The organism is Buchnera aphidicola (Aphis fabae) (genome assembly GCF_009069125.1).
GTDB lineage: Bacteria > Pseudomonadota > Gammaproteobacteria > Enterobacterales > Enterobacteriaceae > Buchnera > Buchnera aphidicola_BB.
Map to the genome: position 1 here is coordinate 509,954 of NZ_CP042427.1, position 26,237 is coordinate 536,190.

The following is a 26,237-nucleotide window of genomic DNA, read 5'->3' on the forward strand; positions in this document are numbered from 1 at the left end:
AAATTTAAAATATATTTTATAACAAATATATTATAATTTGAAATATTTATATAATTTATAATAAATAGAAATTAAATTAAACGTATATATTTTTAAAAATATTTGTATAACTTAAAAATATAATAATAAATAATATCTTTAAAATAAAAATAATTTTTAAAAACCCTAATTTTTTTTGGGTTTTTTTGCTTTATAGAAAGTGTAATTTTATAAATTTACTTTTAAACATAAAAATATTACAGGGTTTTGAAGATGTTAAATAATAATCGTGTACGTATAGCCATGCAAAAAACTGGTCGTTTAAGCAGTGAATCTATAAAATTATTAATATTATGCGGAATTAAAATTAATTTAAAACAACAGAAATTAATAGCTTTTGCTGAAAATATGCCTATTGATGTTATGTTAGTGCGTGATGATGATATTCCTGGTTTAGTAATGGATGGAGTAGTTGATTTGGGTATAGTAGGAGAAAATGTTTTAGAAGAAGAATTATTAAATCGAAAATCACAAAATATAGATAGTTCTTATATTACGTTAAGACGTCTTGATTTTGGTGTTTGCAGACTATCTCTTGCAATTCCTGTTAATACTTCCTATATTGGTATAGAATCTATAAAAAACTTTAGAATAGCCACTTCATACCCTCATCTATTAAAAAACTATTTAGATCAAAAAAAAATTAATTTTAAATCTTGTATGTTAAACGGTTCTGTAGAAGTTGCGCCTAGAGCTGGATTAGCTGATGCTATTTGTGATTTGGTATCAACAGGAGCTACATTAGAAGCAAATGGATTACGTGAAGTACAAGTTATCTTTCGTTCATATGCATGTCTAATCTGCAAGCCAGGAGATATTAATCTTATAAAAAAAGAAGTAATTAATAAATTAATGACTCGTATTACAGGTGTTATTAAAGCTCGAGAATCAAAATATATTATGTTACATGCTCCTATTAACAAGCTTGATGCAGTAGTATCTTTATTACATGGTGCGGAAAGACCAACAATTTTAAAATTAGCTGGAGATAAGAATCGAGTCGCTATGCATATGGTGAGCACTGAAACATTATTTTGGGAAACAATGGAAAAATTAAAATCATTAGGAGCTAGTTCAATTTTAGTTTTGCCTATTGAGAAAATGATGGAGTAGAGTTTTATGCAATATTTTAACACAATTATTGATTGGAATAAGTTAACTTCTAACGAACAAAAAAAAATTTTATTAAGACCTATTCATTTAGAAAATAATATTATTAAAAAAAAAGTAAAAGACATAATTAAAAATGTGAAAGTATTAGGTGATAAAGCTGTAAAAAATTACACCAACTTATTTGATAAATATTTATTAAATAAATTTCAATTATCTCAAAAAAATATATCATCTTCTTTATTAAGAATTGATTTTATATTACAAGAAGCAATTGAAGTTGCAAAAAAAAATATTACAGCATTTCATCAGGCCCAAATTTTACCTGAAACAGATATTGAAACGCAAGTTGGAATTCGTTGTCAACAGATATATTTACCTTTAAATTCTATTGGAATTTATATTCCTAATGGAATAGCACCTCTTTTATCTACTGTATTAATGCTTGGTATACCAGCTAAAATTGCCGGTTGTAAAGAAGTAATATTATGTTCTCCCCCACCAATTAGCGATGAAATTATTTATACTGCACATGTTTGTGGAATTAATAAAATATTTCAGATAGGTGGTGCTCAAGCTATTGCTGCTATGGCTTTTGGAACTGATAGTATTCCTAAAGTAGATAAAATTTTTGGACCAGGCAATACTTATGTTACAGAAGCAAAATTGCAAGTTAGTTCTATGTTAAATGGTCCAGAAATAGATATGTTAGCTGGTCCTTCTGAATTATTAATTATTTCCGATGAAACTTCTAATCCAGATTTTATTGCTGCTGATTTATTGTCTCAAGCAGAACATGGAATATCTTCTCAAGTAATATTATTAACTTCTTGTATGCAACTAGCAGAAAAAGTTGTTTTATCTATTAATAAGCAATTAAAAAAATTTTTTAGGTCCTCTAATATATATACTGCTTTAAAAAATAGTTCAATAATTTTAACAAAAAATTTAGTTGAATCTATTAATATATCTAATATATATGCACCAGAACATTTAATTATTCATACAAAAAAACCAAGATCATTACTTCGTCACATATTGAATGCTAGTTCGATTTTTTTAGGACCTTGGTCTCCTGAATCAGCAGGTGATTATGCTTCTGGAACTAATCATGTTCTTCCAACATATGGAAAATCTATTTCCAAGTCTGCTTTAGGTTTATCTGATTTTAAAAAACGTATATTAGTACAAGAATTGACATCTCAAGGATTTATGGATCTATCAAATACGCTTGATGTTTTATCTAAAGCAGAAAAATTAGAAGCACATAATAATGCTGTTAAAATTCGAGTAAATTTTTTAAAGGATAGATATGAAGGATAGTATAATACATTTAGTTAGATCAAATATAAAAAATTTAAAACCTTATCAATCAGCAAGACGTATTGGTGGAAATGGTAATATATGGCTTAATGCAAATGAATGTCCTATACCCAGTCTATTTAGAACTAATATTGAGTCATTTAATCGTTACCCTGAATGTCAACCTAAGAATTTAATTTTATCTTATTCTGAATATGTTGGTTTGTTAAGTAATCAAATTTTAGTCACTAGAGGTGCTGATGAAGGTATCGAATTATTAATTAAAGCTTTTTGTAATCCTGAAAAAGATGCAATTATTTGTTGTCCCCCAACTTATGATATGTATGCTTTAAATGCAAAGATTTCAAATGTTGAAATAAAAGAAATTCCTACGTTTAAAAACACTTGGAAAATAGATTTAGAAAATATTCAACGTAATCTTAATAAAGTTAAATTAATATATATATGTAATCCTAACAATCCTACTGGAAATATTATTTTAAGAAAAGATATTATTAATTTATTAAAAATAACTTTGGGATGTGCTCTAGTTGTAATTGATGAAGCATATATAGAATTTTCTTCTGAAAATAGTATGGTTAGTTGTTTAAAAAATTATCCGCATTTAATTATTTTAAGGACTTTATCCAAAGCATTTTCATTAGCAGGTATAAGATGTGGTTTTACTTTAGCAAATAAGGAAATTATTGATATTTTAAATAAAGTAATTAGTCCGTATCCAATTGCTACAATTGTTGCTGATATTGCCATCCAGTCTTTAAGTAAAAATGCAATAAAAATTATGAAAGATAGAGTTTTAAAACTAAATTTAAATCGTAATTGGTTGATTAATGAATTGAAACAAATTTCTTTAGTAAAAAAAATTTATAATAGTCATGCTAATTATGTTTTAGTGAAGTTTCATATGTTTGAGAAAATATTTCAGAAATTATGGGAAAAAGGTATAATTTTAAGAAATCAACATCATAAGATGCATTTAAAAGAATGTTTAAGAATATCAATTGGCTCTCATGTAGAATGTTCACGTTTTATTGAAGAAATTAAAATTTTATCTAAGCTATAATGTTGTAATTATAAGGTTGTATAAATGAAACAAAAAATATTGTTAATTGATCGAGATGGTACTTTAATTGATGAGCCTAAAGATAATTTCCAGGTTGATAAAATTAATAAAATTATATTTAAAAAAAAGGTAATTTCTTCATTATGTAAATTAATGAAGTTTGGTTATAAATTTATTATGGTTACAAACCAAGATGGATTAGGTACACAATCATTTCCATTAGAAAAATTTAATATACCTCATTTTTTTATTTTAGATGTTTTTCGATCAGAGGGAATAATATTTGAAGATATTCTAATTTGTCCACATTTTGCACATGATAACTGTGAATGTAGAAAACCTAAAATTAAATTGTTAAAAACATGGATAAATAAAATTGAAAAAAAAAGTAGCTATGTTATTGGTGATCGACAAACAGATATGGATTTAGCAAAAAATATAAAATTACAAGGTATACAATATAAAGACGATACTTTTAATTGGGTAAATATTGTAAAAGAAATTACACAACAAAATAGATTTGGAGAAATTTTTAGAAAAACAAAAGAAACCTCTATACATGTCAAAGTTTGGATAGATTCAGAACATTCAAGTAATATTAAAACGGGAATAAACTTTTTTGATCATATGTTAGAACAATTGTCAATACATAGTGGTATTTCTATTTATATAAAGGCTGAAGGAGATTTAAAAGTTGATGATCATCATACAGTAGAAGACACAGGTATTGTTTTAGGGGAGGCACTATTAAAAGCATTAGAAAATAAAAATGGAATATCTAGATTTGGTTTTGTTTTACCTATGGATGAAAGTATAGCAAAATGTGTAATTGATTTATCGAATCGTCCATATTTAAATTTTAAAGGTAGTTTTCGATATCAGAAAGTTGGGGATTTAAGTACTGATATGGTAGAACATTTTTTTTATTCTCTTTGTCAATCTATGAAAATTACTTTACATTTATCGTTTAAAGGAAATAACGATCATCATTGTGTTGAAAGTTTATTTAAAGCATTTGGAAAAGCACTGAGTCAATCAATTAAAATAGAAGGGGAAACATTACCAACATCAAAAGGAATATTATAGTGACAATAGTGATATTAAATACTGGATGTGCTAATTTAACTTCAATTAAAATAGCTATTAAAAGATTAGGATATACGTCTCAAATTACTTCTGATCCTAATTTGTTAATAAAATCTAAAAAACTTATAATACCTGGTGTAGGAACTGCTTCAGCAGTCATGAATATTTTAAACCAAAAAAATTTAATTAATATTATTAAAAGTATTAAGCAACCTGTATTAGGTATTTGTCTTGGAATGCAGATTTTTTGTAAATTTAGTGAAGAATGTAATGGAATAAATACACTTGGTATTTTAAATAATTCTTCAACTATTTTGTTAAAAAATTCACATTTATCTTTGCCGCATATTGGCTGGAATTATATTACTTTTAATAAAGTGCATCCATTATTTAAAAATATTCAAAGAAACTCTAGATTTTATTTTGTACATAGCTACATTGTACCAGTGAATAAATATACTTTAGCAACAACTAATTATGGAATATCTTTTAGTTCTGTTATTCAAAAAAATAATTTCTTTGGAGTTCAATTTCATCCAGAAAAATCAGGTGATGTAGGGGCTCAATTACTAAAAAATTTTTTAGAGATATAATTTTATGATTATTCCAGCATTTGATTTTCTAGAAGGAAAAGCAGTTCGTTTGTATCAAGGCAATTATTTACATAAAAAATTTTATAATATAAATTTATATGAACATTTTATAGAATATAAAAAGAAAGGAGTAAAAATTATTCATTTAGTTGATTTAAATGGTACAAAGAATGTAGAAAAAAGACAATTAAAACTTTTTAAGGAGATAATATCTTATACTAAAATTCCCATTCAAATTGGTGGGGGAATACGAACTGAAAAAGATATAAATACATTATTTGAATTAGGTTTTAAAAGAGTTGTTATTGGTTCTTCTGCAGTAACAAATAAAATGGAAGTAAAAAAATGGTTTAAAATTTATGGTTCTAATAAAATTGTTTTAGCATTAGATGTTAATATTATAAATAATGAAAAAAAAATATTAATTAATGGTTGGCTACAAGAAACTAATTCTACATTAGAAGAAATTATCGATTTTTTTTCTTCTGAAAATTTAAAACATGTACTTTGTACAGATATATCTAAAGATGGTACTTTATCAGGTCCTAATACTATATTGTATAAAGAAATTGTAAGAAGATTTAAACATATTCAATTTCAAGCATCAGGAGGAGTATCAAGTATATCTGATATTTTTTCTTTAAAAAAAACTGGAGTAAGTAGTGTGATTGTTGGTCGTAGTTTATTAGAAAAAAGATTTACAATAAAAGAGGCTTTAAAATGTTGGCAAAACGAATAATAGCATGTCTTGATGTTAGTAATGGAGTTGTAGTAAAAGGTGTTCAATTTAAAAATCATCAAATTGTAGGTAACATAATTTCATTGTCTGAACGCTATGCAAAAGAAGGTATTGACGAATTAGTTTTTTATGATATAACTGCCGCAACTAATAATACGTTAGTCGATAGAAGTTGGATTGAAAAAGTCGCTGAAGTAATTAATATTCCCTTTTGTGTAGCTGGTGGAATTAAAAGTGTAAAGGATGCGGAAAATATATTATCTTTTGGTGCTGATAAAATATCAATTAATTCTTCCGCGTTAATTGATCCTACTTTAATAACAAGAATTTCAGATCGTTTTGGTGTACAATGTATGGTTGTTGGTATTGATTCATGGTTTGATAAAGTCAGTAAAAATTATATGGTACAACAATATACAGGTAATATTAATCGTACTTATCAAACTAACTGGACAACATCTGATTGGATAAAACAAGTTCAAAAATATGGTGCTGGAGAAATTGTTTTAAATATGATGAACCAAGATGGATTACAAAATGGATATGATTTATTGCAATTAAAAGAAATGAAAAAACTATGTAAAGTACCTTTAATTGCATCAGGTGGAGCTGGAAATTTAAAGCATTTTTATGAAGCACTATATTATTCTAATGTTGATGGTGTATTAGCTGCTTCTGTTTTTCATAAAAATATAGTTAGTATAAAACTTTTAAAAGATTTCTTAATTCAACAAGGAATAGAGATTCGAAAATGTTAATAAAATCAAAAAAAATACCAAAATTAGATTGGAATAAAACTCATGGTATGGTTCCAACAATTATTCAAGATTATTTGTCTAATGAAGTTTTGATGCATGGTTATATGAACGAAGAAGCTTTTTTAAAAACACAAAAAGAAGGTTTTGTGACTTTTTATTCTCGCAGTAAAAAAAGATTATGGACAAAAGGAGAAACTTCAGGAAACTTTTTAAGAGTGATAGAACTAACTACAGATTGTGATAATGATTCATTATTAGTTTTAGTTGAACCCACTGGAAAAACATGTCATTTAAATAAAAAAAGTTGTTTTTCTTTAAAAAATAGTTATTTATCTTTTCTTTCTGAATTAGAAAGAACAATAGAAGACAAAAAAAATAATAATTTAAAAGATTCATATACATCTAGTTTATATAAATCTGGAACTCAACGAATTGCACAAAAAGTAGGCGAAGAAGCTGTAGAAACAATATTAGCTGCAATGAAAAAAGATACACATGAGTTAATTAACGAATCTTCAGATTTAATTTATCATTTAATTGTATTACTACATGATCAAAATTTAAATTTTAATTTAATTATTGAAAACTTAAAAAAAAGAAAGACAATAAGATCGTAAAAATTTTATTCTTAAATTGATATTTTTTATAAAACAATTAATAAAAATAATATTTAACTTAAAATATTTTAAGTTTATTTTAATTTCAAAAAATTTCAATAAAATTAACATATAATATATGTAAATTTTTCTTATTGTACAAATCAATTCAAACAAAAAAACAAAACATTTATAGAATTACAAGATATACAATTAATTTTTAGTATTGTAATAATCTTAATTTTTTATATGTTTATTAAAATGTTTTTTGTTTAAAAAATGAAAAATTGAAAATAGTTGTAATATCATTTATTGTGTAATAAATATAATTTAATAGTGTAATTTTAAAAAAATTATATATTTTTAAAATTGGAGAAACAAATGTTAAAGCAACAAATTGGTGTTGTAGGTATGGCTGTAATGGGCAGAAACTTAGCATTAAATATTGAAAGTAAAAATTACCGTGTATCTATCTTCAATAGAACTAGATTAACAACGGAAGAAATAGTAAGAAAAAATAAAGGAAAAAATATTTTTCCATATTTTTCTATTAAAAATTTTATAAACTCTTTAATTAAACCAAGATGTATTTTATTAATGGTAAAAGCAGGATCTCCTACAGATAATACTATTTCATCTATTCTTCCTTATTTAGAAAAAGGAGATATATTAATTGATGGAGGTAATACTTTTTATAAAGAGACTATTAGAAGAAGTAATGAACTTTTGAAGAAAGGTATACATTTTATTGGAATGGGTGTTTCTGGCGGAGAATTTGGTGCATTACATGGTCCTTCTATTATGCCAGGTGGATCAAAAAAAGCATATGAACTAATTTCTCCTATTTTAAAAGATATATCTGCTAAGTTTAACAAAGAATCTTGTGTGACCTATATAGGTCCTAATGGCTCTGGACACTATGTAAAAATGATTCATAATGGAATCGAATATGGTGATATGCAATTAATTTCAGAATCATATTTTATTTTAAAAAATTTATTAAATTTAAATAATGAAGAACTTGCAAGTATATTTTCTGACTGGAATAAAGGGGAATTAAATAGTTATTTAATTGAAATAACAAAAAATATTTTTCTTAAAAAAGATAAAAAAAATAATTATTTGTTAGATTTGATTCTAGATCAAGCAGAGGATAAAGGTACTGGTAAGTGGATCAGTAAAAATGCTTTAGAACTAAGAGAACCTCTTACATTAATTACTGAATCGGTTTTTTCAAGATATTTATCTTCGCTGAAAGAACAACGTATTATTGCTTCAAAAATACTAAAAGGTCCTACTTTAAAACATATATCATTTGAAAATAAAAAACAATTTATTGAAGAAGTTCGAAGAGCTTTATACTTAGGGAAAATTATTTCTTATGCTCAAGGATTTTCTCAATTAAAAAAAGCATCAGAAAAGTATTCTTGGGATTTAAAATATGGTGAAATTGCTAAAATTTTTAGAGAAGGATGTATTATTCGAGCTAATTTTTTAGAAAAAATAACAGATGCATTTAATATTGATAATAATATATCTAACTTATTATTAACATCTTATTTTTCACAAGTATCTAATGAATATGAAAAATCTTTAAGAAATATTGTTATATATGGAATAAAATATGGTATTCCCGTTCCTGCTTTTTCTTCTGCTATATCATATTATGATAGTTATCGAACTTCTTCTTCATCAGCTAATTTAATTCAAGCTCAAAGAGATTATTTTGGTGCGCATACTTATAAGAGAATTGATAAAATAGGGTATTTTCATACAGATTGGTTGATTAAAAAATAATTTAAACTATAAATGTTTTAGTTTTTTATAAATTAAATTGATTATATAATTTATTATGATTTTAATGTTTTTAAAATAGCAGAAGATGTGCGAACATATCTCTCTGCTATAAATAAATGTATAAGATATCAATATTAAGAGATTTTAAAAATATAGGAAAAATCATGCGTTTATGTGATCAAGATATTGAAGAGTGGTTGGCTCAGAAAAAATTAATTATTACACCTCACCCTCAGAAAGAACTGATTAATGGAATTACTGTTGATATACATCTTGGAAATAAATTTCGTATTTTTTATGATCATACTATTTCTTGTATTAATTTAAGTAGTTCACAAGAAAAAATATCTAAAAATTTAAAAAAAGTAATGAGCAACGAAAAATTATTTTCTAAAAAAAATCCATTTTTTTTAAAACCAAAATCTTTAGTATTATTTTCAACTTTAGAAAGTATTACTTTACCTAATAATTTAGTCGGTTGGTTAGATGGTAGATCTTCTTTGGCAAGACTAGGTTTAATGATTCATGTAACATCTCATAGAATTGATCCGGGTTGGAATGGTAATATAGTTTTAGAAATTTTCAATGCTGGTAATTTAACACTAGTATTAACCCCGAAAATTAAAATTGCGGCATTAAGTTTTGAACTACTTTCTAAATCAGTTATTCGTCCTTATAGTGCTCGTTGTGAATCCAAATATAAAATCCAAAATGGAGTAGTTCCTAGTCGTATTTATAAAGAAAAAGTATTTTAAACTTATAATTATTTTTAAAAATTTATTTATAGATTTTTAAAATAAGTACTTTACGATTATTTTTTTGTATATTATATTAATTATTTTGATAAATGAAATATTAATTTTATGTCTACTACACTTAGAAAAATACTAGTTACTTGTGCTTTGCCATATGCCAATGGTCCTATTCATATAGGACATATGCTTGAACATATCCAAGCAGATGTTTGGGTTCGTTATCAAAGGATGCGAGGCCATGAAGTTTGGTTTGTTTCTTCTGATGACGCACATGGTACAGCTGTCATGTTACGTTCTAAAGATTTAGGAATATCCGAAAAACAGTTAATAAAATATATTCAAAAAGAACATAAAATAGATTTGATGAATTTTAATATTTCTTATGATAACTATCATAATACACATAGTATAGAAAATTTATTTTTACTTAGAAAAATATTTTCTGCTTTAAATGATAAAAAACTTTTACATAAGAAAAAAATTATTCAATTTTATGATAATAAAGAACAAATATTTCTTCCAGATAGATTTATTAAGGGCACATGTCCTGTTTGTTATTCAGAAAATCAATATGGAGATATTTGTGAAGTATGTGGTTCAATTTATGAACCTATAGATTTAATTAATTCTATTTCAGCAATTTCAGGAACACCTCCAATTTTAAAAGAAACTGAACATTTATATTTTAATTTGCCATTTTTTTCAAATATGTTGAACAAATGGATATATTCTGGGGTTTTAGAAAATTCAATAATAAAAAAAACAGAAGAATGGTTAAAATCAGGTTTAAAGACATGGTGTATTTCTCGTGATGCGCCATATTTTGGTTTTAAAATTCCTAATTTTTTAAATAAATATTTTTATGTTTGGTTAGATGCTCCTATTGGATATATAAGTTCATTTAAAAACCTTTGTTTAAAAAATAAAAATTTAAATTTTAATGAATTTTGGGATATAAATTCTAAATGTGAATTATATCATTTTATTGGAAAAGATATTATTTATTTTCATACATTATTTTGGCCGTCAATATTAGAAGCATCTTCTTTTCGAAAACCTAATGGTATTTTTGTGCATGGTCATCTTACACTGAATGGGTTAAAATTATCAAAATCTAGAGGTTCTTCAATTAAAGCATCAGATTGGTTAAAATGTTTTGATTCTGATAGTTTACGTTATTATTATGCAAGTAAATTAACAAATAATATTAATGATATTGAGATAAATTTAGATGATTTTATATATAAAATTAATAGTGATATTGTAAATAAATTAGTAAATTTAGCATCAAGAAGTGCTAGTTTTATTAATAAGTATTTTAATGGATATTTATCTGATAGATTAGATGATTATAATTTATACGAATCTTTTGTTAATGCAACTAAAAAAATAGAAATTTTTTTTGAAAATAGAAAGTTTAGTTCAATTATTCGAAGTTCTATGAAATTATTAGATATAGCAAATCAATATATAAATGAAAAAAAACCTTGGATGATTCAAACAAAAATAGAAAAAAACAATACATTACATATGATTTGTACTACAGGAATTAATTTATTTAGAATAATTATGATTTTTTTAAAACCTATTCTACCTGTTTTATCTAAAAAAACAGAGCTATTTTTAGTTTCAAATCTTATTTGGGATGATATTAAAAAACCATTATTATCTCAAAAAATAAAAGATTTTCCAAGATTATATGAAAGAATAAGTTCTGATAAAATATTAAAATTGTTAAAATTATCTAAGTAATTTTGAACATTAAAACAATGTAAGCTCATTTAATTAAATAAAAAATTATTACAATAATTTAATTGAATATTATTTATCCACGATATATTCCATTCGTTTTTATTGTTTTTTTCTACATTTTTAATTTTTTGATTAATAATAAAAACGCCTAATGCACTAATTAATTGATCATTATAAAATAACAGAGGAATTTGATTACGTAACCAAGGAGGAATATTATATTCTTGCCAAATTTTTTTAATATTTCTTCGTTTTTGTCTTCCTAAAATTAATATTTTTCCTGAATATTGAAAACGAATATTAATGAATTCACTATTTTTAGGTGTTGGTATGTTAATACCTTCTTTGTTATTTTTTATAATATATCCTAAATTATTAGGAAGAGTTAATTTATGATTAGTATCGTGCCAAAATATAATCATATTTTTAATGCTTTTTGTTGTTTTAATAAAATAAAGAGATGATTTATAACGTCTGATTTCGTTTTCTTTGATAATTACTTTTATGTTAGCATCTTTTCGACTATATATAATTTCATTATATATACGTTGAATAGTTTTATATGATGGTAATTTAATATTTTTTAAAGAAATCCAATATCGAATTAATGCTTTACATACTTCTTCTTTCAAATTTTTAAAATTTTTAATATTTAAACATTCGTTAAAGTGAAGAAATTTTTTAATTTTTTCTTTTAAAAAAATATTTTTTAATTTAGTTTCTTCATTGCATATTTTTGTAGTACGGAAACAATTTCTTAAAAAGAACGGCCATTTTTCTTCTAAAATTGGAAGTATTTTATATCTTATAAAATTACGGTCATAGTTTGTATCAAAATTAGTAAAATCTTCAATCCATGTTAATTTATTTAAATTAGCCCATTTTTTAAGTTCTTGTTTTGTTGTTGTTAAAAATGGACGAACAATTTTAGTTTTTCCAAAAATTGTTTCAGAAGACATTGCAGATAATCCAGTCGGACCACTACCTCGTTTTAAAGATAAAAATAATGTTTCGCATTGATCGTTTAAGTGATGTCCTGTCAGCAGTATTTCTTTATTAAATAAATGTTTATAAATCAAGTTATATCTTTTAATACGTAATTTTTCTTCAATATTTTTTGTAATATTTATATTTATTGTTTCAATAATTAATGGTATATCATGTTTTTCACAAGTATCGAAACAATGTTTTTGCCATATTTTTGAATGAGTATGAATATTATGATTAATATGAATAGCACGTATTTTAATTTGATCGTCTGTTTGTTTAATTTTTAATAATTGATATAATAATACTGTAGAATCCATTCCACCACTATATGCTATTAAGAATAGTTTATATTTATATTTTTCAATAATATTTTGAATCAAATAAGAATCGCCTAGTTTAAAAATATATTGTCATTTTTTATTACGTTCGAGTGGACTTGAACCACTAACTTCCACCATGTCATAGTGGTGCTCTAACCAATTGAGCTACGAACGTAAAAATTAGAATAATTATTTGAAATATTTTATCATAAAAATATTTTTTTCTCTATTAAAACATACATGAATTTTTTAAAAAAATAAATGTTTTTTATAAATAAAAAAAATTTAAATAACATTAAGTTAAGGATATTTTATGTTTACAGGTATTATTCATGGAATTGCTCAAGTTATTTCTATAGATAAGAAAAAAAAATTATATACTTATACCATGCATTTTCCATCTATTTTATTAAATAAATTACAACTTGGAGCTTCAGTTTCGCATAATGGATGTTGTTTAACAGTTAAAAAAATTGACCAATGTTATGTAATTTTTGATGTAATGCAAATAACAATTGCCCATACTAATTTAGGGCTTTTAAATATAGGTGATTATATTAATATTGAAAGATCTGTTAAGTATGGTGATGAAATTGGAGGACATATAGTATCTGGTCATATTATGAATACTGCTGAAGTATCTAAAATAATAAAATTAGATAATAATTATATTATATGGTTTAAAATAACAGATATATCTTTAATAAAATATATTTTTTATAAAGGTTTTATTTGTATAGATGGAATAAGTCTAACAATTGTTAATATTATTAAGAATGAGTTTTGTGTAAGTATAATACCAGAAACATTATCTTTAACAACAATAGGTTATAAAAAAGTTGGAGAATTAGTTAATATTGAGATTGATTTATGCACTCAAATAACTGTAGATACCACAGAACGTTTGATCAATAATTTTCTTTTTATATATAAATAATTTAAATTTTTTTATAATATATTATCCAATTATATTGTATTTTTTATAAATGGAAATTATAAGTGAAAAATTATTTTTTATTTTTTGTATCAAATATATTAATTGATAATTTTATTTTAGTAAAATTTCTTGGTTTGTGTCCTTTTACAGGAGCTTCAAATAAATTAGAAATTGCAGTAGGTATTAGCTTTGCGACTACTTTTGTTGTATTTATATCTACTATGATTTTATGGTTTGTTAATTTTTTAATTTTATCTCCATTTAATTTAGTTTATTTAAGAATTATTATATATATGTTAGTAATTTCATTTTTGGTACAGTTTTTAGAAATAATTTTACGTAATACTAGTCCTTTTTTATATCGCATACTTGGTATTTTTTTACCATTAATTACAACTAATTGTGCAGTTTTAGCAATTCCTTTATTTTGTTTGTATGAAAATTATACATTTTTAGAGTCAATTTTTTATGCGATGAGTTCTGCTTTAGGTTTTTCTTTAGTAATGATTATATTTTCAAGTATTAGAGAGCGTATATTATTATCTGATATTCCTATTGCATTTAAAGGTTCTCCTATTGTTCTTATTACCATCAGTTTAATTGCTATTTCGTTTATGGGCTTTAGAGGTTTAATAAAAATTTAATCATGTCTATAATAATAATTATTTTAATTTTTTCTTTGGTATCTTTTTTATTAGGATTAATACTTGCATATACTCATTATCTTTTTCCTGTAAAAACAGATCCTATTATAAATAAAATTAATAATGAATTACCTCAAAGTCAATGTGCACAATGCGGTTATCCAGGTTGTTATCCTTATGCGAAAGCCATAATAAATAAAAATGAAAAGATTAATAAGTGTATACCTGGAGGAAGTGAATTAATCTTTAAAATTACTAAATTATTAAATTTAGATAAAAATATAGAAGATATTAATATTCAAAATAAATCACTTGTATATACAACAGTAAAAATTGATGAAAAAAATTGTGTAGGCTGTTCTAAATGTGCTATTTTTTGCCCAGTAGATGCAATAATTGGAGCTCCTAACTTCATGCATACAGTAGTACAAAAATTTTGTACTGGTTGTAATATCTGTTTATTACATTGTCCAACTAATTGTATTAAAATCATTAAAGAATAATATTATGTTAAAAATAACACGTATTTTAAAAAAATATTTATTTAATAAATTTTGGAAAAATTTTGTATTACACTTTGTTAATAAAAAAAAAATATAATTTTTCAGGTGGAATTAAATGCTTATCAATAAACACAGAATTAGATAATTATATTATTAATTATATTCCTTATCCTAAAGAGTTTTTTGTTCATGTTAAATATAATACTTTAAAAAAAAATATGTTAAGAGTAAAAATTAATCAAAAAGTATTGTGTGGTGAACCGTTAACTTTTGGTGACTGTTTGAGTGTTCCTATTCATGCTCCTACTTCAGGTTTAATTAAAAATATAGAATTTAATTCTAATTGTTTTGGTATTAATAAAGAAAATATAAAAATTACAATTATATCTGATTATTTAGATCAATGGATTAGACTAAAAAAAATTAATAATTATAAATTGTATTCTCCTCAAAGTTTAATAAAAATTATTTATCGATCAGGTGTAGTAGGTCTTGGAGGTGCTTATTTTTCTTCGTCTAAAAAATTAATGTTAAGTATTAATAAAGTACATACATTGGTTGTAAATGCAGTTGAAAGTGATCCTTATATAACTGCTGATTATTGTTTAATGAACAATTATTTGAATGAAATATTTATAGGGTGTGAAATTATATCTTGGATATCTAAAGTAAAAAATATTTTTATTGTGATTCAAGAAGATAAAATTAAATTAATTTCACAAATTAAATTATTAATTCAAAATAAACCATTATTTAAAATTTGTATTTTTAAAAAAAAATACCCTGCAGGTAGTAGTAAAATAATTATTCAATCTTTAACAGGAAAAGACATTCCTTATGGACAACATTCTATAGACATAGGATATCTTATTTTTAATATTGCAACTGTATATGCTATTAAAAGAGCTGTTATTAATGGAGAACCATTAATTCAGAGAATTGTTAGTTTATATAATGATAAAAATCATTTATCTAAAAATTTTTTAATTAGAATAGGCACTCCTATAAATTTTTTTTTAAATTATTTAAAGATTAAAAATAATTTAGATTATATGATATATATAGGAGGTGTATTTATGAATAATATACTTATTGATTTAAATTATTCCATATCAAAAGACATAAATTGTGTTTTAATAAGAAAATACGAAAAAAAAACGAAAAAACCTATTAATTATTCATGTATTAATTGTGGCTATTGTGTTCAAGTATGTCCAGTTAATTTGTTGCCTCAAAAACTATATTTACATTCTAAATATAATCATCATGAAAAAGCAAAATCATCGTATATTATGGATTGTATTGAGTGCAAAATTTGCGAAAAAGTTTGTCCTAGTAATATTCCATTAGTAAAATATTTTAAGCGTGAAAAAATAATTCAAAATGAAATAGATACAGAAATTAAGCGAAAAAAAATGTTTTTTAATCATTTTCAGCAGAGAGAAGCAAGAATATTAAACCAAAAAACAATTGTTCATGAAAATAAAAACGATTTTAATAATACAAATTTAATGAAGTTTTCTGTTTTAGAAAAAACGTCAAAAAAAGAATTTGTTAATAAACAAGAAATAGAAAAAAATATTAGAAAAGAAATATTACGATCTTCAATAGAACGCGCGAAATTAAAAAAATAAAATTTTATAATCTTACCTTTTAAATAATATAAAAAATGAATCTTCCTTATATATATAATCATTACAGTGTAAAAAACATTATGTTTTTTGTACTTATAGCATCTATTCCAGCTATATTAACAGAATGCTATTTTTTTGGTGTAGTAGTATTAATACAAATCTTATTATTTATAATATTTTCTTTGCTATTTGAAATAATTATATTAAAAATACGTGGTAAAAATATTAAAAATAACATATTAGATAATTCATCAATCGTAACTGCAGTATTACTAGGTTTAAGTGTTCCTGCTACGTTAACTTGGTGGATGATAATGTTTAGTTCTTTTTTTGCTATTGTTGTTGCGAAACATTTATATGGAGGATTAGGTCAAAATATATTTAATCCAGCTATGGTTGGTTATGCTGTACTACTTATATCTTTTCCTTTATATATGAGTGCTTGTTATAAGGAAAATACTAAGTTATTTTCTTTAGATGATGTAACAATTTCAATAAATAAAATTTTTTTTCAAACAAGTAAAAGTGACGTTTTTATAGATAACGATCCTGATATTTTTACAAAAGCAACTCCTTTAAATGATTTTAAAAATAAATCTCGTGCTTCTTATAATACCTCATTAGAAAATATAAGTCTAAAAAATAAAAAAATAATTATTTTTTCATCTTGGAATTATATTAATATAAGTTTTTTATTAGGTGGTTTTTTTTTATTATATAAAAAAATTATTTGTTGGCGTATTCCATTTAGTTTTTTATTTTCTTTGTTTATTTTTTCGACTATTAACTATTTTTTTTCAACTAATCTTATTGTATGTCCATTGTTTCATTTTTTTTCTGGTGGAACAATGATATGTGCTTTTTTTATTTCTACTGATCCAGTTACAACTTCTTATAGTAATATAGGGAAAATAATTTTTGGTTTAATAATTGGGTTTTTAGTGTATATAATTCGAAATTACAGCGATTATCCAGATGGAATAGCTTTTTCAGTTTTATTTGGAAATATGATAGTTCCATTAATAGATGATTTTTTAAAAACATCTGGATATGGACATAAAAAAATATGAAATATTTGAAAAAAATATTAAAAAATTCATTTATAATGAGTTTTTTTTCTGTTTTATCTTTATGTATTGTTGGATATATAAATTATATTACAAAAAACCAAATAAAAAATCAAAAAGAAGAAGAAAAAAAAATATTTATTCAGCAGGTAATACCTTATAGTATTTATAATTCCTATGAAAAAAAAAAATATTTAGTAGAGAACGAATTATTAGGAGATTTAAAAAAACATAATTTATGGTTGTTATTTCAAGATAAAATAGCAAAAGTTGCTATTGTTGAAAGTACAGCTCCAGATGGATATTCTGGTTCAATCTATATGTTAGTAGCTGCATATTTAAATGGAAAAATTATTGGTGTCAGAGTTTTATCTCATAAAGAAACTCCTGGCATTGGAGATAAAATCGATATATCTATTTCTAATTGGATTACTAAATTTAAAGATTTAAGTGTGATTAATGAACAAGACAATCATGTATTATTAAAAAAATATGGTGGTCAAATCGATCAATTTACAGGTGCAACTATTACACCTCAGGCAGTAACTAATGCTATAAAAAGAACGGTAATTTTTATCAAGAGAATACCATTAATATTTTCTTTAAAGAGATAAAATATATGAAATGGAATGATTTTTTTAAGAAAAGATTATGGTCTAATAATTCTTCTTTAGTTCAACTTTTAGGTTTGTGCCCAGTTTTAGCAATGACTACAAATGTAGTAAATGCAATAGGATTAGGAATTGCTACAACATTTATTTTAACTATTACAAATAGTATTATTTCTATATTTAAATATGTGATACCTAAAAATATCAGAATTCCTATTTTTATGTTAATTGTTTCTTCAACAGTCACTTGTATCGAAATGATATTGCATGCATATCAATTTAATTTATATAAATCATTAGGGGTTTTTATTCCTCTAATAGTAACTAATTGTATTGTAATTGGTCGAGCAGAATCTATAGCTTATAAAAGTTCTGTTTTAGTTGCTTTTTTTGACGGATTATTGACAGGATTGGGGTCAACATTAGCAATGTTTTTTATAGGTTCAATACGAGAGATATTAGGTCATGGTACCTTTTTATTTGGAATTAATAAAATTTTTAATACTTTAGGAGCAAATTATTTTTTTACAATATTAAGTAAAAATATAATAATTTTAGCAGAATCTTCTCCAGGAGGATTTTTAGTATTAGGTTTTTTAATTGCTTTTAAAAATTTTTTAGATAAGAATAAAATAAAAAAGAAAAAAAAATGTTTAAAATGTATTTATTCAAATTTTAGAAAATAATATAACAGTATGAATAAAAAAAAACGTTATGAAATTTTATCATTATTTCATGTAAATGAACCAAATCCTATGATAGAATTATTTTTTTCATCAGATTTTGAATTATTAATATCGTTAATATTATCTGCTCAATCAACTGATAAAACAGTAAATAAAATAACTTTTATTTTATTTAAAATTGCTAATACCCCTGAAGGTATTTTACAATTAGGTATAGAGAAATTAAAATATTATATTAAAAGTGTTGGTTTATATAACACTAAAGCTAAATATATTATTCAAACATCTTTTTTACTATTTAATAAATATAATAATAAAATTCCTAAGAATCGTATTGAACTAGAGTCTTTACCTGGGGTGGGTAGAAAAACAGCAAATATTATTTTAAATGTATTATTTAACAAAAAAACTATTGCGGTAGATACACATGTTTTTCGAGTTTCCAATCGTACTGGTTTTGCTACAGGAAAAAATGTAATAAAAGTTGAAAAAAAATTAATGAAAGTTGTGCCATCTGTGTTTAAAAAAAATATTCATTTTTGGTTTGTTTATCATGGACGTTATATTTGTAAAGCAAGAAAACAAAAATGTAATATTTGTTTGATAAGCAAATTTTGTGAATTTATTAATAATGAATCTATATAATATATGAATATATAAGTGATTATTGTAGACGTGATTTTGCCTTTTCCAATTAGAGTATATTTTAGCTATATACTTCCATATTCAATGACTCCTATAATTGGTGGACGTGTTGTAGTACCTTTTCATTCAAAAGATACTATAGGAATTATTGTGGCGATTCATCAAAAAAAAAATATAAATAACTTAAATTTTAAATTTGTGAAATATATAATTGACCATCAACCAATTATAAATATTTCATTATTAAATATTTTAATGTGGTTGAGTAAGTATTATCATTATCCTATAGGAAGTATATTGTTTTTCATTTTACCAAATATTTTAAAATCTAGAGAAATAGATGAAAATAACAATAAAGTTTGTTTTAAAATAAATACGAATGAAATTAATCAATTTAAAATTAATAAAAAGTTTTTTTTAAGTGAACAAATTTTATTAAAGATAAATAAAATTTTAATGAAAAATTCCTTTAAATTTTGGTTAATATCTGAAATTAATTTATATATAAAAATTAAATTTTATTTAGGATTATTTCAAAAAATTTTAAAGGAAAATTTACAAATTTTAATTGTTGTTCCTTTTATAAAAGATATATATAGAACGTTGTTTTTTTTAAAAAAATATTTTCATGTGCCAATTGATATTGTTCATTCTAAATTAAGTGACAAAATATTTTTTCATATATGGATGGAAACTAAAAATGGAAAAAATTCTATTGTTATAGGAACAAAAAAAAGTATTTTTTTTCCTTTTTTAAAATTAGGTTTAATCGTTATTTTTGAAGAACATAGTTTAATTTATAAAAATATAGATAAATTTAAATGTAATATTAGAGATATATCGATATTAAGAGCATATAAAGAAAATATACCTATTATTTTAGATTCAAATACACCTTCTTTAAAAACATTATATAATGTTATTAATAAAAAAATTTTTTGGATAAATTTTCATCAAAATCATACTTCTTTAATTTTAAAAAATAAAATTATTGATTTAAAAAAAGAAAGAAGAAGTACTGGCTTATCAGATACTTTAATTAATAAAATTTTTGAAAATATAAAAAAAAAATTTTCAGTTTTATTAATTTTTAATCCATCTGATTTGATTTTTTTAAGTCTAATTTGCAATAATTGTAATTGGATTCCTAAATGTGATATTTGCAATGAGTATTATGAAGTTAGTAAATACAATAATACTGCATTTTGTAGGCATTGTTTAATTCATTATAAAAAACCTTTATTTTGCTATAATTGTAATTTTTTTCCATTAACTAAATTTAATTTTGGTATAAAAAAAATAAAACAAAATATAAAAAAAATATTTCCTAATATACCGATATTATTTTTATTAAACTTAAAAGATATTACAATAAAAAAATTAAATTTAAATATTTCTAGTTTTTCTATTTTACATTCTGGAATTATTATTACTACAGAAAAAATAGTTCAAAATTATTATTTTCCTAATGTACGATTAATTGGTTTGATTAATATTGACTGTTATTTTTTTTCTTTGAAGTTTAATAACACTGAATATTTTGCTCAATTTTATTTTAATCTTGTTAATTTGATACAAAAAAATTCAAAATTTTTAAATATATTTATACAAACATCAATTCCTAATAATAAAGATTTAATTAACATATGTAATCAAAAATATTTATTTTATGCTCGTCAAATATTAATTATAAGAAAAAAATTTTTATTACCTCCATGGAATTTTCAAGTAGTTTTATATTGTCAAAGTAAAAGTCTTAAAAAAAGTTTTATTTTTTTAAAATTTATATATGTTTTTTTAAAAAAACAATCTAAAAAAAATAATATCTTATTATGGTTTGTAGGTCCTGAACCTGTTTTTTTTACACCTCAAAAAAAATATATTTATAAATTATTAATACAATGTTCTTCACGTGTTTATTTGCAAAAAATATTACGAACATCACTTGAAATTTCAAAATATTTTTCTATTTTTAATGATATTAAATGGTTTTTAAATTTTGATATGAATTAATTTTAATAAAATAAAAACTTTATATATCTTATTTATTGAAGTTTAAAATAAATTAGCATAAAATATTTAAATAACTTAAGTGTTTATTTGAAAAGGTTTTGAATGAATCATGTTAATTTAGTTGATGAATTAAGACAACGCAATTTAATATCTCATGTTACAAATGAAAGTATGTTAAAAAAAAATATTGAGAATAATTCTATTTCACTTTATTGCGGATTTGATCCTACTGAAGAAAGCTTACATGTAGGTCATCTTTTACCCTTAATTACTCTTAAAAGATTTCAAATGCAAGGTCATATACCTGTTATTTTAATTGGAGGTGCTACAAGTCTTATTGGTGATCCTAGTTTTAAAGAAAAAGAACGTTTATTAAATTTTGATAATAAAATTGATATATGGTCAATAAAAATAAGTAAACAAATATCTTCTTTTTTGGATATTAATTCTAGTATGAATCGTGCAATTATATTAAATAATAAAAAGTGGTTTGAAAAGATTAACATCTTGTCATTTCTACGTGATGTTGGTAAACATTTTTCAATTAATACTATGATTAATAGAGAAGCAGTAAAGCAACGTATTAAAAGATCAGATCAAGGTATTTCTTTTACAGAGTTTTCATATAATTTATTACAGGCATATGATTTTTTTATATTAAATAAAAAAAAACAAGTATCTCTTCAAATTGGTGGATCAGATCAATGGGGAAATATTTCTGCAGGTATGCACTTAATAAATCGAATTTCTAAAAAAGAAGTTTATGGTTTAACATTGCCTTTGCTTGTACAATCTAATGGTATTAAATTTGGTAAAACAGAATCTGGAACTATTTGGTTAGATTCTAAAAAAACAACTCCTTATAAGTTTTATCAGTTTTGGAAAAATATAGAAGATTCTAATGTTTATAGTTTTTTAAAATTATTTACTTTTTTAGATTGTAATGAAATTAATAAAAGAGAAATAAACAAATATAAAAATAATCAAATTATTAATGATAAATCTTATTTATCTAAATATATGACTCGTTTAGTACATGGTGAAGAAAATTTATTAGCAGCAGAAAGAATTACAGACATTCTTTTTTTAAAGAATATACACGAGATCAAAAAATCTGATTTACAACAACTGAAAAAAGATGGAATACCTTCTATTGAAGTATATCAAATAAAAGATTTACAAGAAGCATTAGTATTATGCTCACTAGCTCAATCTCGAACACAAGCAAAAAACATGATAATATCTAATTCTATATCTATTAATACTAATAAAATTATAAATAAAAATCATGTTTTTCATGATAATGATAAATTATTCAATCAATTTACTTTAATTTCAAGGGGAAAAAAAAATCATTGCCTTATAGATTGGAAATAATTTATTTATTAGTATGTATTCATTAAATTATTAACTAATTGAAAAACTTTCGCCACAACCACAAAATTTTTCTAATTTAGGATTATAAAATTTAAATACTTTATTAATATTGTGTTTTATAAAATCAATCTTAATACCATTTAAAAATGGAATATCTTTTTTAGAAATTTGTATTAGAATATTTTCATGAAAAAATATTATATTATCTTCTGTTTCTGATATTTTTTTGCTATTAATTAATTCCATTATATATCGAAAACCTGCGCATCCAGATTTTTTTATGCTTAATTTTATTCCCTTATTTTCTGTATTAAGATTAATTAAAAATGATATTTGTTTGATAGCACTTTTAGTTATCTCAATTCCTTTCCATTTATATTGATTAAATAAATAAGTATTTTCTTGTTTTTTTTCCATTTTTTTCTCTTTAATTACTTTTAATAAAAAAATATTCTTTAAATAATAATTTAGATTGATTTCGATACATCTTTAAAGCGTATTATTTTTTCTTTCATAATTTTTAAAAATTTAATGTTATAATTTTTTAATTATTTGTTACTCATCATTTATAATATCAAGATATTGATAAAAATATTGAGGTGAAACAATTATATGCAAAATCCAAAAGAAAAAATGGATTTATCGCAGTTTATTTTATCATTAATATTTATTATTGCTATAAGCATTACAAGTTTTTTAATAATAAAACCATTTATATTAGGATTTTCATGGGCTAGTACAATTGTAATTTCAACTTGGCCTCTTATGTTAAAAATACAAAAATTTTTAGGAGGTAGGCGTTTAATTGCTCTTATTAGTATGATTATTATTTTATTATTATTATTTATTATTCCAATAGTACTTTTAGTAAATAGTTTGGTTGCAACAAGTATTCCACTTATTCATTGGTTTAGTTCAAATTCCTTAGAATTTCCAGAATTAATTTGGCTTCAAGACATACCACTTATTGGAAAAAAAATTTTTATTAGCTATAAAGAATTATTAGATAGTGATGGAGCAGAATTAATTAAAGAAGTGAGACCATATATGGGTCGTACGACTGAATTTTTTATAATTCAAGCTAAAAATTTTGGATTGCTTGTTATACATTTAACTTTAATGTTATTGTTTAGTATTGTACTTTATTGGAATGGTGAAAAAATTAGCAATACAATTCGTCAATTTGCATCTCGTATCAATTCTAAAAATGGAGATGCTATTATTTTACTGACAGTTCGAGCTATTAGATCTGTTGCATTAGGAGTTGTAGTAACAGCTTTAATTCAAGCTTTCTTATCTGGGTTAGGTTTATTGGTTTCAGGTATTCCATATTGGACTTTATTAATGATTTTAATTGTTTTTTCTTGTTTGATTCAATTGGGTCCATTACCAATTTTAATACCATCTATTATATGGCTTTATTGGCATAGTGATACTACATGCGGTACATTGTTATTAATTTGGAGTTGTTTTGTGTTTATATTAGATAATATACTTCGGCCTTTTTTTATACGAATGGGTTCTGATTTACCAACTTTTTTAATTTTATTAGGTGTTATAGGTGGTTTAATAGCTTTTGGAATGATTGGATTGTTTATTGGGCCAGTCGCATTAGTAATATTGTATAGATTAACAATATCTTGGATATATGGCATCTCTATTAATTCATTTATTAATAATATAAATGTAAAATCTAAAATTAATTAATAATAAGTAAAATTAATAGTAATATAATTTTTAAATTTTAAGTTGTAAAAAAATATTAGTTAATTTAATCTAAAAAATAGAATAATTACTTTTAAAAAATAAATAAAAAATTATGATATTATAAAAAATAATTTAATTATGTTTAATATTTACTGAACAGAATATTAATAATCTTGTATAATTGTATTATTTTTAGGATTTTATCTTCATTTTATTTCCTATTTTAAGCTTTTTTTATTATGTTTAAAGTATACTATTATACTTCTTTTCTCTAAAAATATAATGTTTTCTTTAGTATTGAGTATGTGAGAAAATTTATTAGAGACAAGTTTATGATTAATGAGTTTATCGTGATTTGATCACATCTTGATATTCTTTTTAGAATAAAAAATTCATTTAGAGAATAAAATGAAAAAAACAGATGAACTACGTACAATACGAATTGATCCATTAATAACTCCCTCTGAATTAGCAAAAAAATATGTTATTACTTCAGATATTATGGATAATGTTATTATAACAAGACAAAATATTGCCCGAATTATGACTGGTCAAGATTTGCGTTTACTTGTTGTAATAGGTCCATGTTCTGTTCACGATCCTATAGCTGCAGTTGAATATGCTCATCGATTATATGAGTTGCGTAAAAAATATGAAGATCGTCTTGAAATTATAATGCGTACATATTTTGAGAAACCAAGAACAGTAGTAGGTTGGAAAGGATTGATTTCAGATCCAGATTTAGATGGTAGTTTTAGAGTAAATCATGGGCTTTCTGTTGCACGTAAATTATTATTAGATATCAATACACTAGGAATGCCTGCTGCAACAGAATTTTTAGATATAGTAGTAGGTCAATTTATTGCAGATTTAATTAGTTGGGGAGCTATTGGAGCTAGAACTACTGAAAGTCAAATTCATAGAGAAATGGCTTCTGCACTTTCATGTCCAGTGGGTTTCAAGAATGGTACTGATGGTAATATACGTATTGCAATTGATGCTATTAGAGCTGCAAAAGCTCGTCATTTATTCTTTGCTCCAAATAAAGATGGACAAATGACTATTAATCATACTAGTGGAAATCCATATGGACATATTATTATGAGAGGTGGTCGAACTCCGAATTATCATGCTAAAGATATTGAGTTAGCAATAAAAGATTTACGTGAATTTAATTTAATAGAACATTTAATGATTGATTTCAGTCATGGTAATTGTTTAAAAGAACATATTCGTCAAAAAAATGTTGCTGTATCTGTTGCAAATCAAATTTCTTTAGGATCAAAAAATATATTTGGGGTAATGATTGAAAGCTTTTTAGAAGAAGGTTTTCAAAAAGTCTCAAAAAATAAACCATTAATATATGGGAAATCAATTACTGATGCATGTTTAAATTGGGAAGATAGTGTTTTAATTATCAAACAATTAGCAGATGCAGTAGATACTCGTTTTTAGTTTATATGCTAGTCAAAATTTTGACTAGCATGTTTTT

At 23.2% G+C, this 26,237-nt stretch carries 25 protein-coding genes and 1 tRNA gene; 23 read left to right on the top strand and 3 right to left on the bottom strand.

Annotated features, from left to right (window positions below):
* The first annotated feature begins 252 nt into the window (after positions 1-252).
* The 11 genes from hisG to metG all read left to right on the top strand — a co-directional run bounded on the left by hisG (position 253) and on the right by metG (position 11,611).
* A complete protein-coding gene (hisG, locus tag FQV33_RS02545; protein WP_158348313.1) occupies positions 253-1,152 on the top strand; it encodes an ATP phosphoribosyltransferase in 900 nt (299 codons plus the stop codon).
* Between the two features lie 6 nt (positions 1,153-1,158).
* The gene (hisD, locus tag FQV33_RS02550) at positions 1,159-2,472 is read left to right on the top strand and encodes a histidinol dehydrogenase (RefSeq protein ID WP_158348315.1); all 1,314 of its coding nucleotides are present in this window, start codon (positions 1,159-1,161) and stop codon (positions 2,470-2,472) included.
* On the top strand, positions 2,462-3,535 hold the full coding sequence (gene hisC / locus FQV33_RS02555; RefSeq protein WP_158348317.1) for a histidinol-phosphate transaminase: 1,074 nt from the start codon (positions 2,462-2,464) through the stop codon (positions 3,533-3,535). Before hisD ends, hisC begins: the two co-directional genes overlap by 11 nt.
* A gap of 24 nt (positions 3,536-3,559) precedes the next feature.
* Positions 3,560-4,621, top strand: coding sequence for a bifunctional histidinol-phosphatase/imidazoleglycerol-phosphate dehydratase HisB (gene hisB / locus FQV33_RS02560; RefSeq protein ID WP_158348318.1), 1,062 nt, complete (start codon positions 3,560-3,562; stop codon positions 4,619-4,621).
* Positions 4,621-5,214 (top strand): imidazole glycerol phosphate synthase subunit HisH, encoded by a 594-nt coding sequence (hisH, locus tag FQV33_RS02565; protein WP_158348320.1) that lies wholly within the window; start codon positions 4,621-4,623, stop codon positions 5,212-5,214. The genes hisB and hisH overlap by 1 nt, the downstream gene beginning before the upstream one ends.
* Before the next feature lie 4 nt (positions 5,215-5,218).
* Positions 5,219-5,953 carry a 1-(5-phosphoribosyl)-5-[(5-phosphoribosylamino)methylideneamino]imidazole-4-carboxamide isomerase gene (gene hisA, locus FQV33_RS02570; protein ID WP_158348322.1) on the top strand — a complete coding sequence of 245 codons (735 nt, stop codon included), beginning with the start codon at positions 5,219-5,221 and terminating at the stop codon, positions 5,951-5,953.
* Positions 5,935-6,711 carry an imidazole glycerol phosphate synthase subunit HisF gene (hisF, locus tag FQV33_RS02575; RefSeq protein ID WP_158348324.1) on the top strand — a complete coding sequence of 259 codons (777 nt, stop codon included), beginning with the start codon at positions 5,935-5,937 and terminating at the stop codon, positions 6,709-6,711. The genes hisA and hisF overlap by 19 nt, the downstream gene beginning before the upstream one ends.
* The gene (gene hisIE, locus FQV33_RS02580; protein ID WP_158348326.1) at positions 6,705-7,328 is read left to right on the top strand and encodes a bifunctional phosphoribosyl-AMP cyclohydrolase/phosphoribosyl-ATP diphosphatase HisIE; all 624 of its coding nucleotides are present in this window, start codon (positions 6,705-6,707) and stop codon (positions 7,326-7,328) included. Before hisF ends, hisIE begins: the two co-directional genes overlap by 7 nt.
* Positions 7,329-7,688: 360 nt before the next feature.
* A complete protein-coding gene (gene gndA, locus FQV33_RS02585; RefSeq protein WP_158348328.1) occupies positions 7,689-9,104 on the top strand; it encodes an NADP-dependent phosphogluconate dehydrogenase in 1,416 nt (471 codons plus the stop codon).
* Between the two features lie 164 nt (positions 9,105-9,268).
* On the top strand, positions 9,269-9,859 hold the full coding sequence (dcd, locus tag FQV33_RS02590; protein WP_158348330.1) for a dCTP deaminase: 591 nt from the start codon (positions 9,269-9,271) through the stop codon (positions 9,857-9,859).
* A 108-nt stretch (positions 9,860-9,967) separates the two neighbouring features.
* Positions 9,968-11,611 (top strand): methionine--tRNA ligase, encoded by a 1,644-nt coding sequence (metG, locus tag FQV33_RS02595; RefSeq protein WP_158348331.1) that lies wholly within the window; start codon positions 9,968-9,970, stop codon positions 11,609-11,611.
* A 29-nt stretch (positions 11,612-11,640) separates the two neighbouring features.
* Here metG and tilS read toward each other — a convergent pair whose 3' ends face one another.
* Both tilS and FQV33_RS02605 read right to left on the bottom strand, forming a co-directional pair.
* A complete protein-coding gene (gene tilS, locus FQV33_RS02600) occupies positions 11,641-12,981 on the bottom strand; it encodes a tRNA lysidine(34) synthetase TilS (protein WP_158348333.1) in 1,341 nt (446 codons plus the stop codon).
* A 41-nt stretch (positions 12,982-13,022) separates the two neighbouring features.
* Positions 13,023-13,096: transfer RNA gene (locus FQV33_RS02605), tRNA-Val, on the bottom strand.
* A 138-nt stretch (positions 13,097-13,234) separates the two neighbouring features.
* On the opposite strand from FQV33_RS02605, the gene FQV33_RS02610 reads away from it, so the two are divergent.
* The 10 genes from FQV33_RS02610 (at position 13,235) to tyrS (ending at position 23,038) form a co-directional block, all read left to right on the top strand.
* A complete protein-coding gene (locus FQV33_RS02610) occupies positions 13,235-13,858 on the top strand; it encodes a riboflavin synthase subunit alpha (protein WP_158348335.1) in 624 nt (207 codons plus the stop codon).
* A 62-nt stretch (positions 13,859-13,920) separates the two neighbouring features.
* On the top strand, positions 13,921-14,502 hold the full coding sequence (gene rsxA / locus FQV33_RS02615) for an electron transport complex subunit RsxA (RefSeq protein WP_158348337.1): 582 nt from the start codon (positions 13,921-13,923) through the stop codon (positions 14,500-14,502).
* Between the two features lie 11 nt (positions 14,503-14,513).
* Complete coding sequence (locus FQV33_RS02620; RefSeq protein ID WP_193201192.1) at positions 14,514-15,005, top strand: RnfABCDGE type electron transport complex subunit B; 492 nt, start codon at positions 14,514-14,516, stop codon at positions 15,003-15,005.
* Between the two features lie 62 nt (positions 15,006-15,067).
* Entirely contained in the window at positions 15,068-16,639 is a 1,572-nt protein-coding gene (rsxC, locus tag FQV33_RS02625; RefSeq protein ID WP_226856620.1) for an electron transport complex subunit RsxC, read from the top strand.
* Positions 16,640-16,674: 35 nt separating this feature from the next.
* On the top strand, positions 16,675-17,709 hold the full coding sequence (locus tag FQV33_RS02630; protein ID WP_158348341.1) for an RnfABCDGE type electron transport complex subunit D: 1,035 nt from the start codon (positions 16,675-16,677) through the stop codon (positions 17,707-17,709).
* Positions 17,706-18,320, top strand: a complete 615-nt coding sequence (gene rsxG / locus FQV33_RS02635; RefSeq protein ID WP_158348343.1) for an electron transport complex subunit RsxG — start codon at positions 17,706-17,708, stop codon at positions 18,318-18,320. The genes FQV33_RS02630 and rsxG overlap by 4 nt, the downstream gene beginning before the upstream one ends.
* A gap of 5 nt (positions 18,321-18,325) precedes the next feature.
* Positions 18,326-19,003 (top strand): electron transport complex subunit E, encoded by a 678-nt coding sequence (locus FQV33_RS02640; RefSeq protein WP_158348345.1) that lies wholly within the window; start codon positions 18,326-18,328, stop codon positions 19,001-19,003.
* A 9-nt stretch (positions 19,004-19,012) separates the two neighbouring features.
* Positions 19,013-19,648 (top strand): endonuclease III, encoded by a 636-nt coding sequence (nth, locus tag FQV33_RS02645; RefSeq protein WP_158348347.1) that lies wholly within the window; start codon positions 19,013-19,015, stop codon positions 19,646-19,648.
* 30 nt (positions 19,649-19,678) lie between these two features.
* Positions 19,679-21,661 (top strand): primosomal protein N', encoded by a 1,983-nt coding sequence (priA, locus tag FQV33_RS02650; protein WP_226856621.1) that lies wholly within the window; start codon positions 19,679-19,681, stop codon positions 21,659-21,661.
* 102 nt (positions 21,662-21,763) lie between these two features.
* Positions 21,764-23,038 carry a tyrosine--tRNA ligase gene (gene tyrS, locus FQV33_RS02655; RefSeq protein ID WP_158348350.1) on the top strand — a complete coding sequence of 425 codons (1,275 nt, stop codon included), beginning with the start codon at positions 21,764-21,766 and terminating at the stop codon, positions 23,036-23,038.
* A gap of 30 nt (positions 23,039-23,068) precedes the next feature.
* Here tyrS and FQV33_RS02660 read toward each other — a convergent pair whose 3' ends face one another.
* Positions 23,069-23,455, bottom strand: coding sequence for an iron-sulfur cluster assembly accessory protein (locus FQV33_RS02660; RefSeq protein ID WP_158348352.1), 387 nt, complete (start codon positions 23,453-23,455; stop codon positions 23,069-23,071).
* A gap of 195 nt (positions 23,456-23,650) precedes the next feature.
* Between FQV33_RS02660 and ydiK the strand changes: the two genes are divergently transcribed.
* Together ydiK and FQV33_RS02670 are read left to right on the top strand one after the other, a co-directional pair.
* Positions 23,651-24,745: an AI-2E family transporter YdiK gene (gene ydiK, locus FQV33_RS02665; RefSeq protein WP_158348354.1), complete on the top strand. Its 1,095-nt coding sequence runs from the start codon at positions 23,651-23,653 to the stop codon at positions 24,743-24,745.
* 408 nt (positions 24,746-25,153) lie between these two features.
* Positions 25,154-26,200, top strand: coding sequence for a 3-deoxy-7-phosphoheptulonate synthase (locus FQV33_RS02670; RefSeq protein WP_158348356.1), 1,047 nt, complete (start codon positions 25,154-25,156; stop codon positions 26,198-26,200).
* Positions 26,201-26,237: the final 37 nt, after the last annotated feature.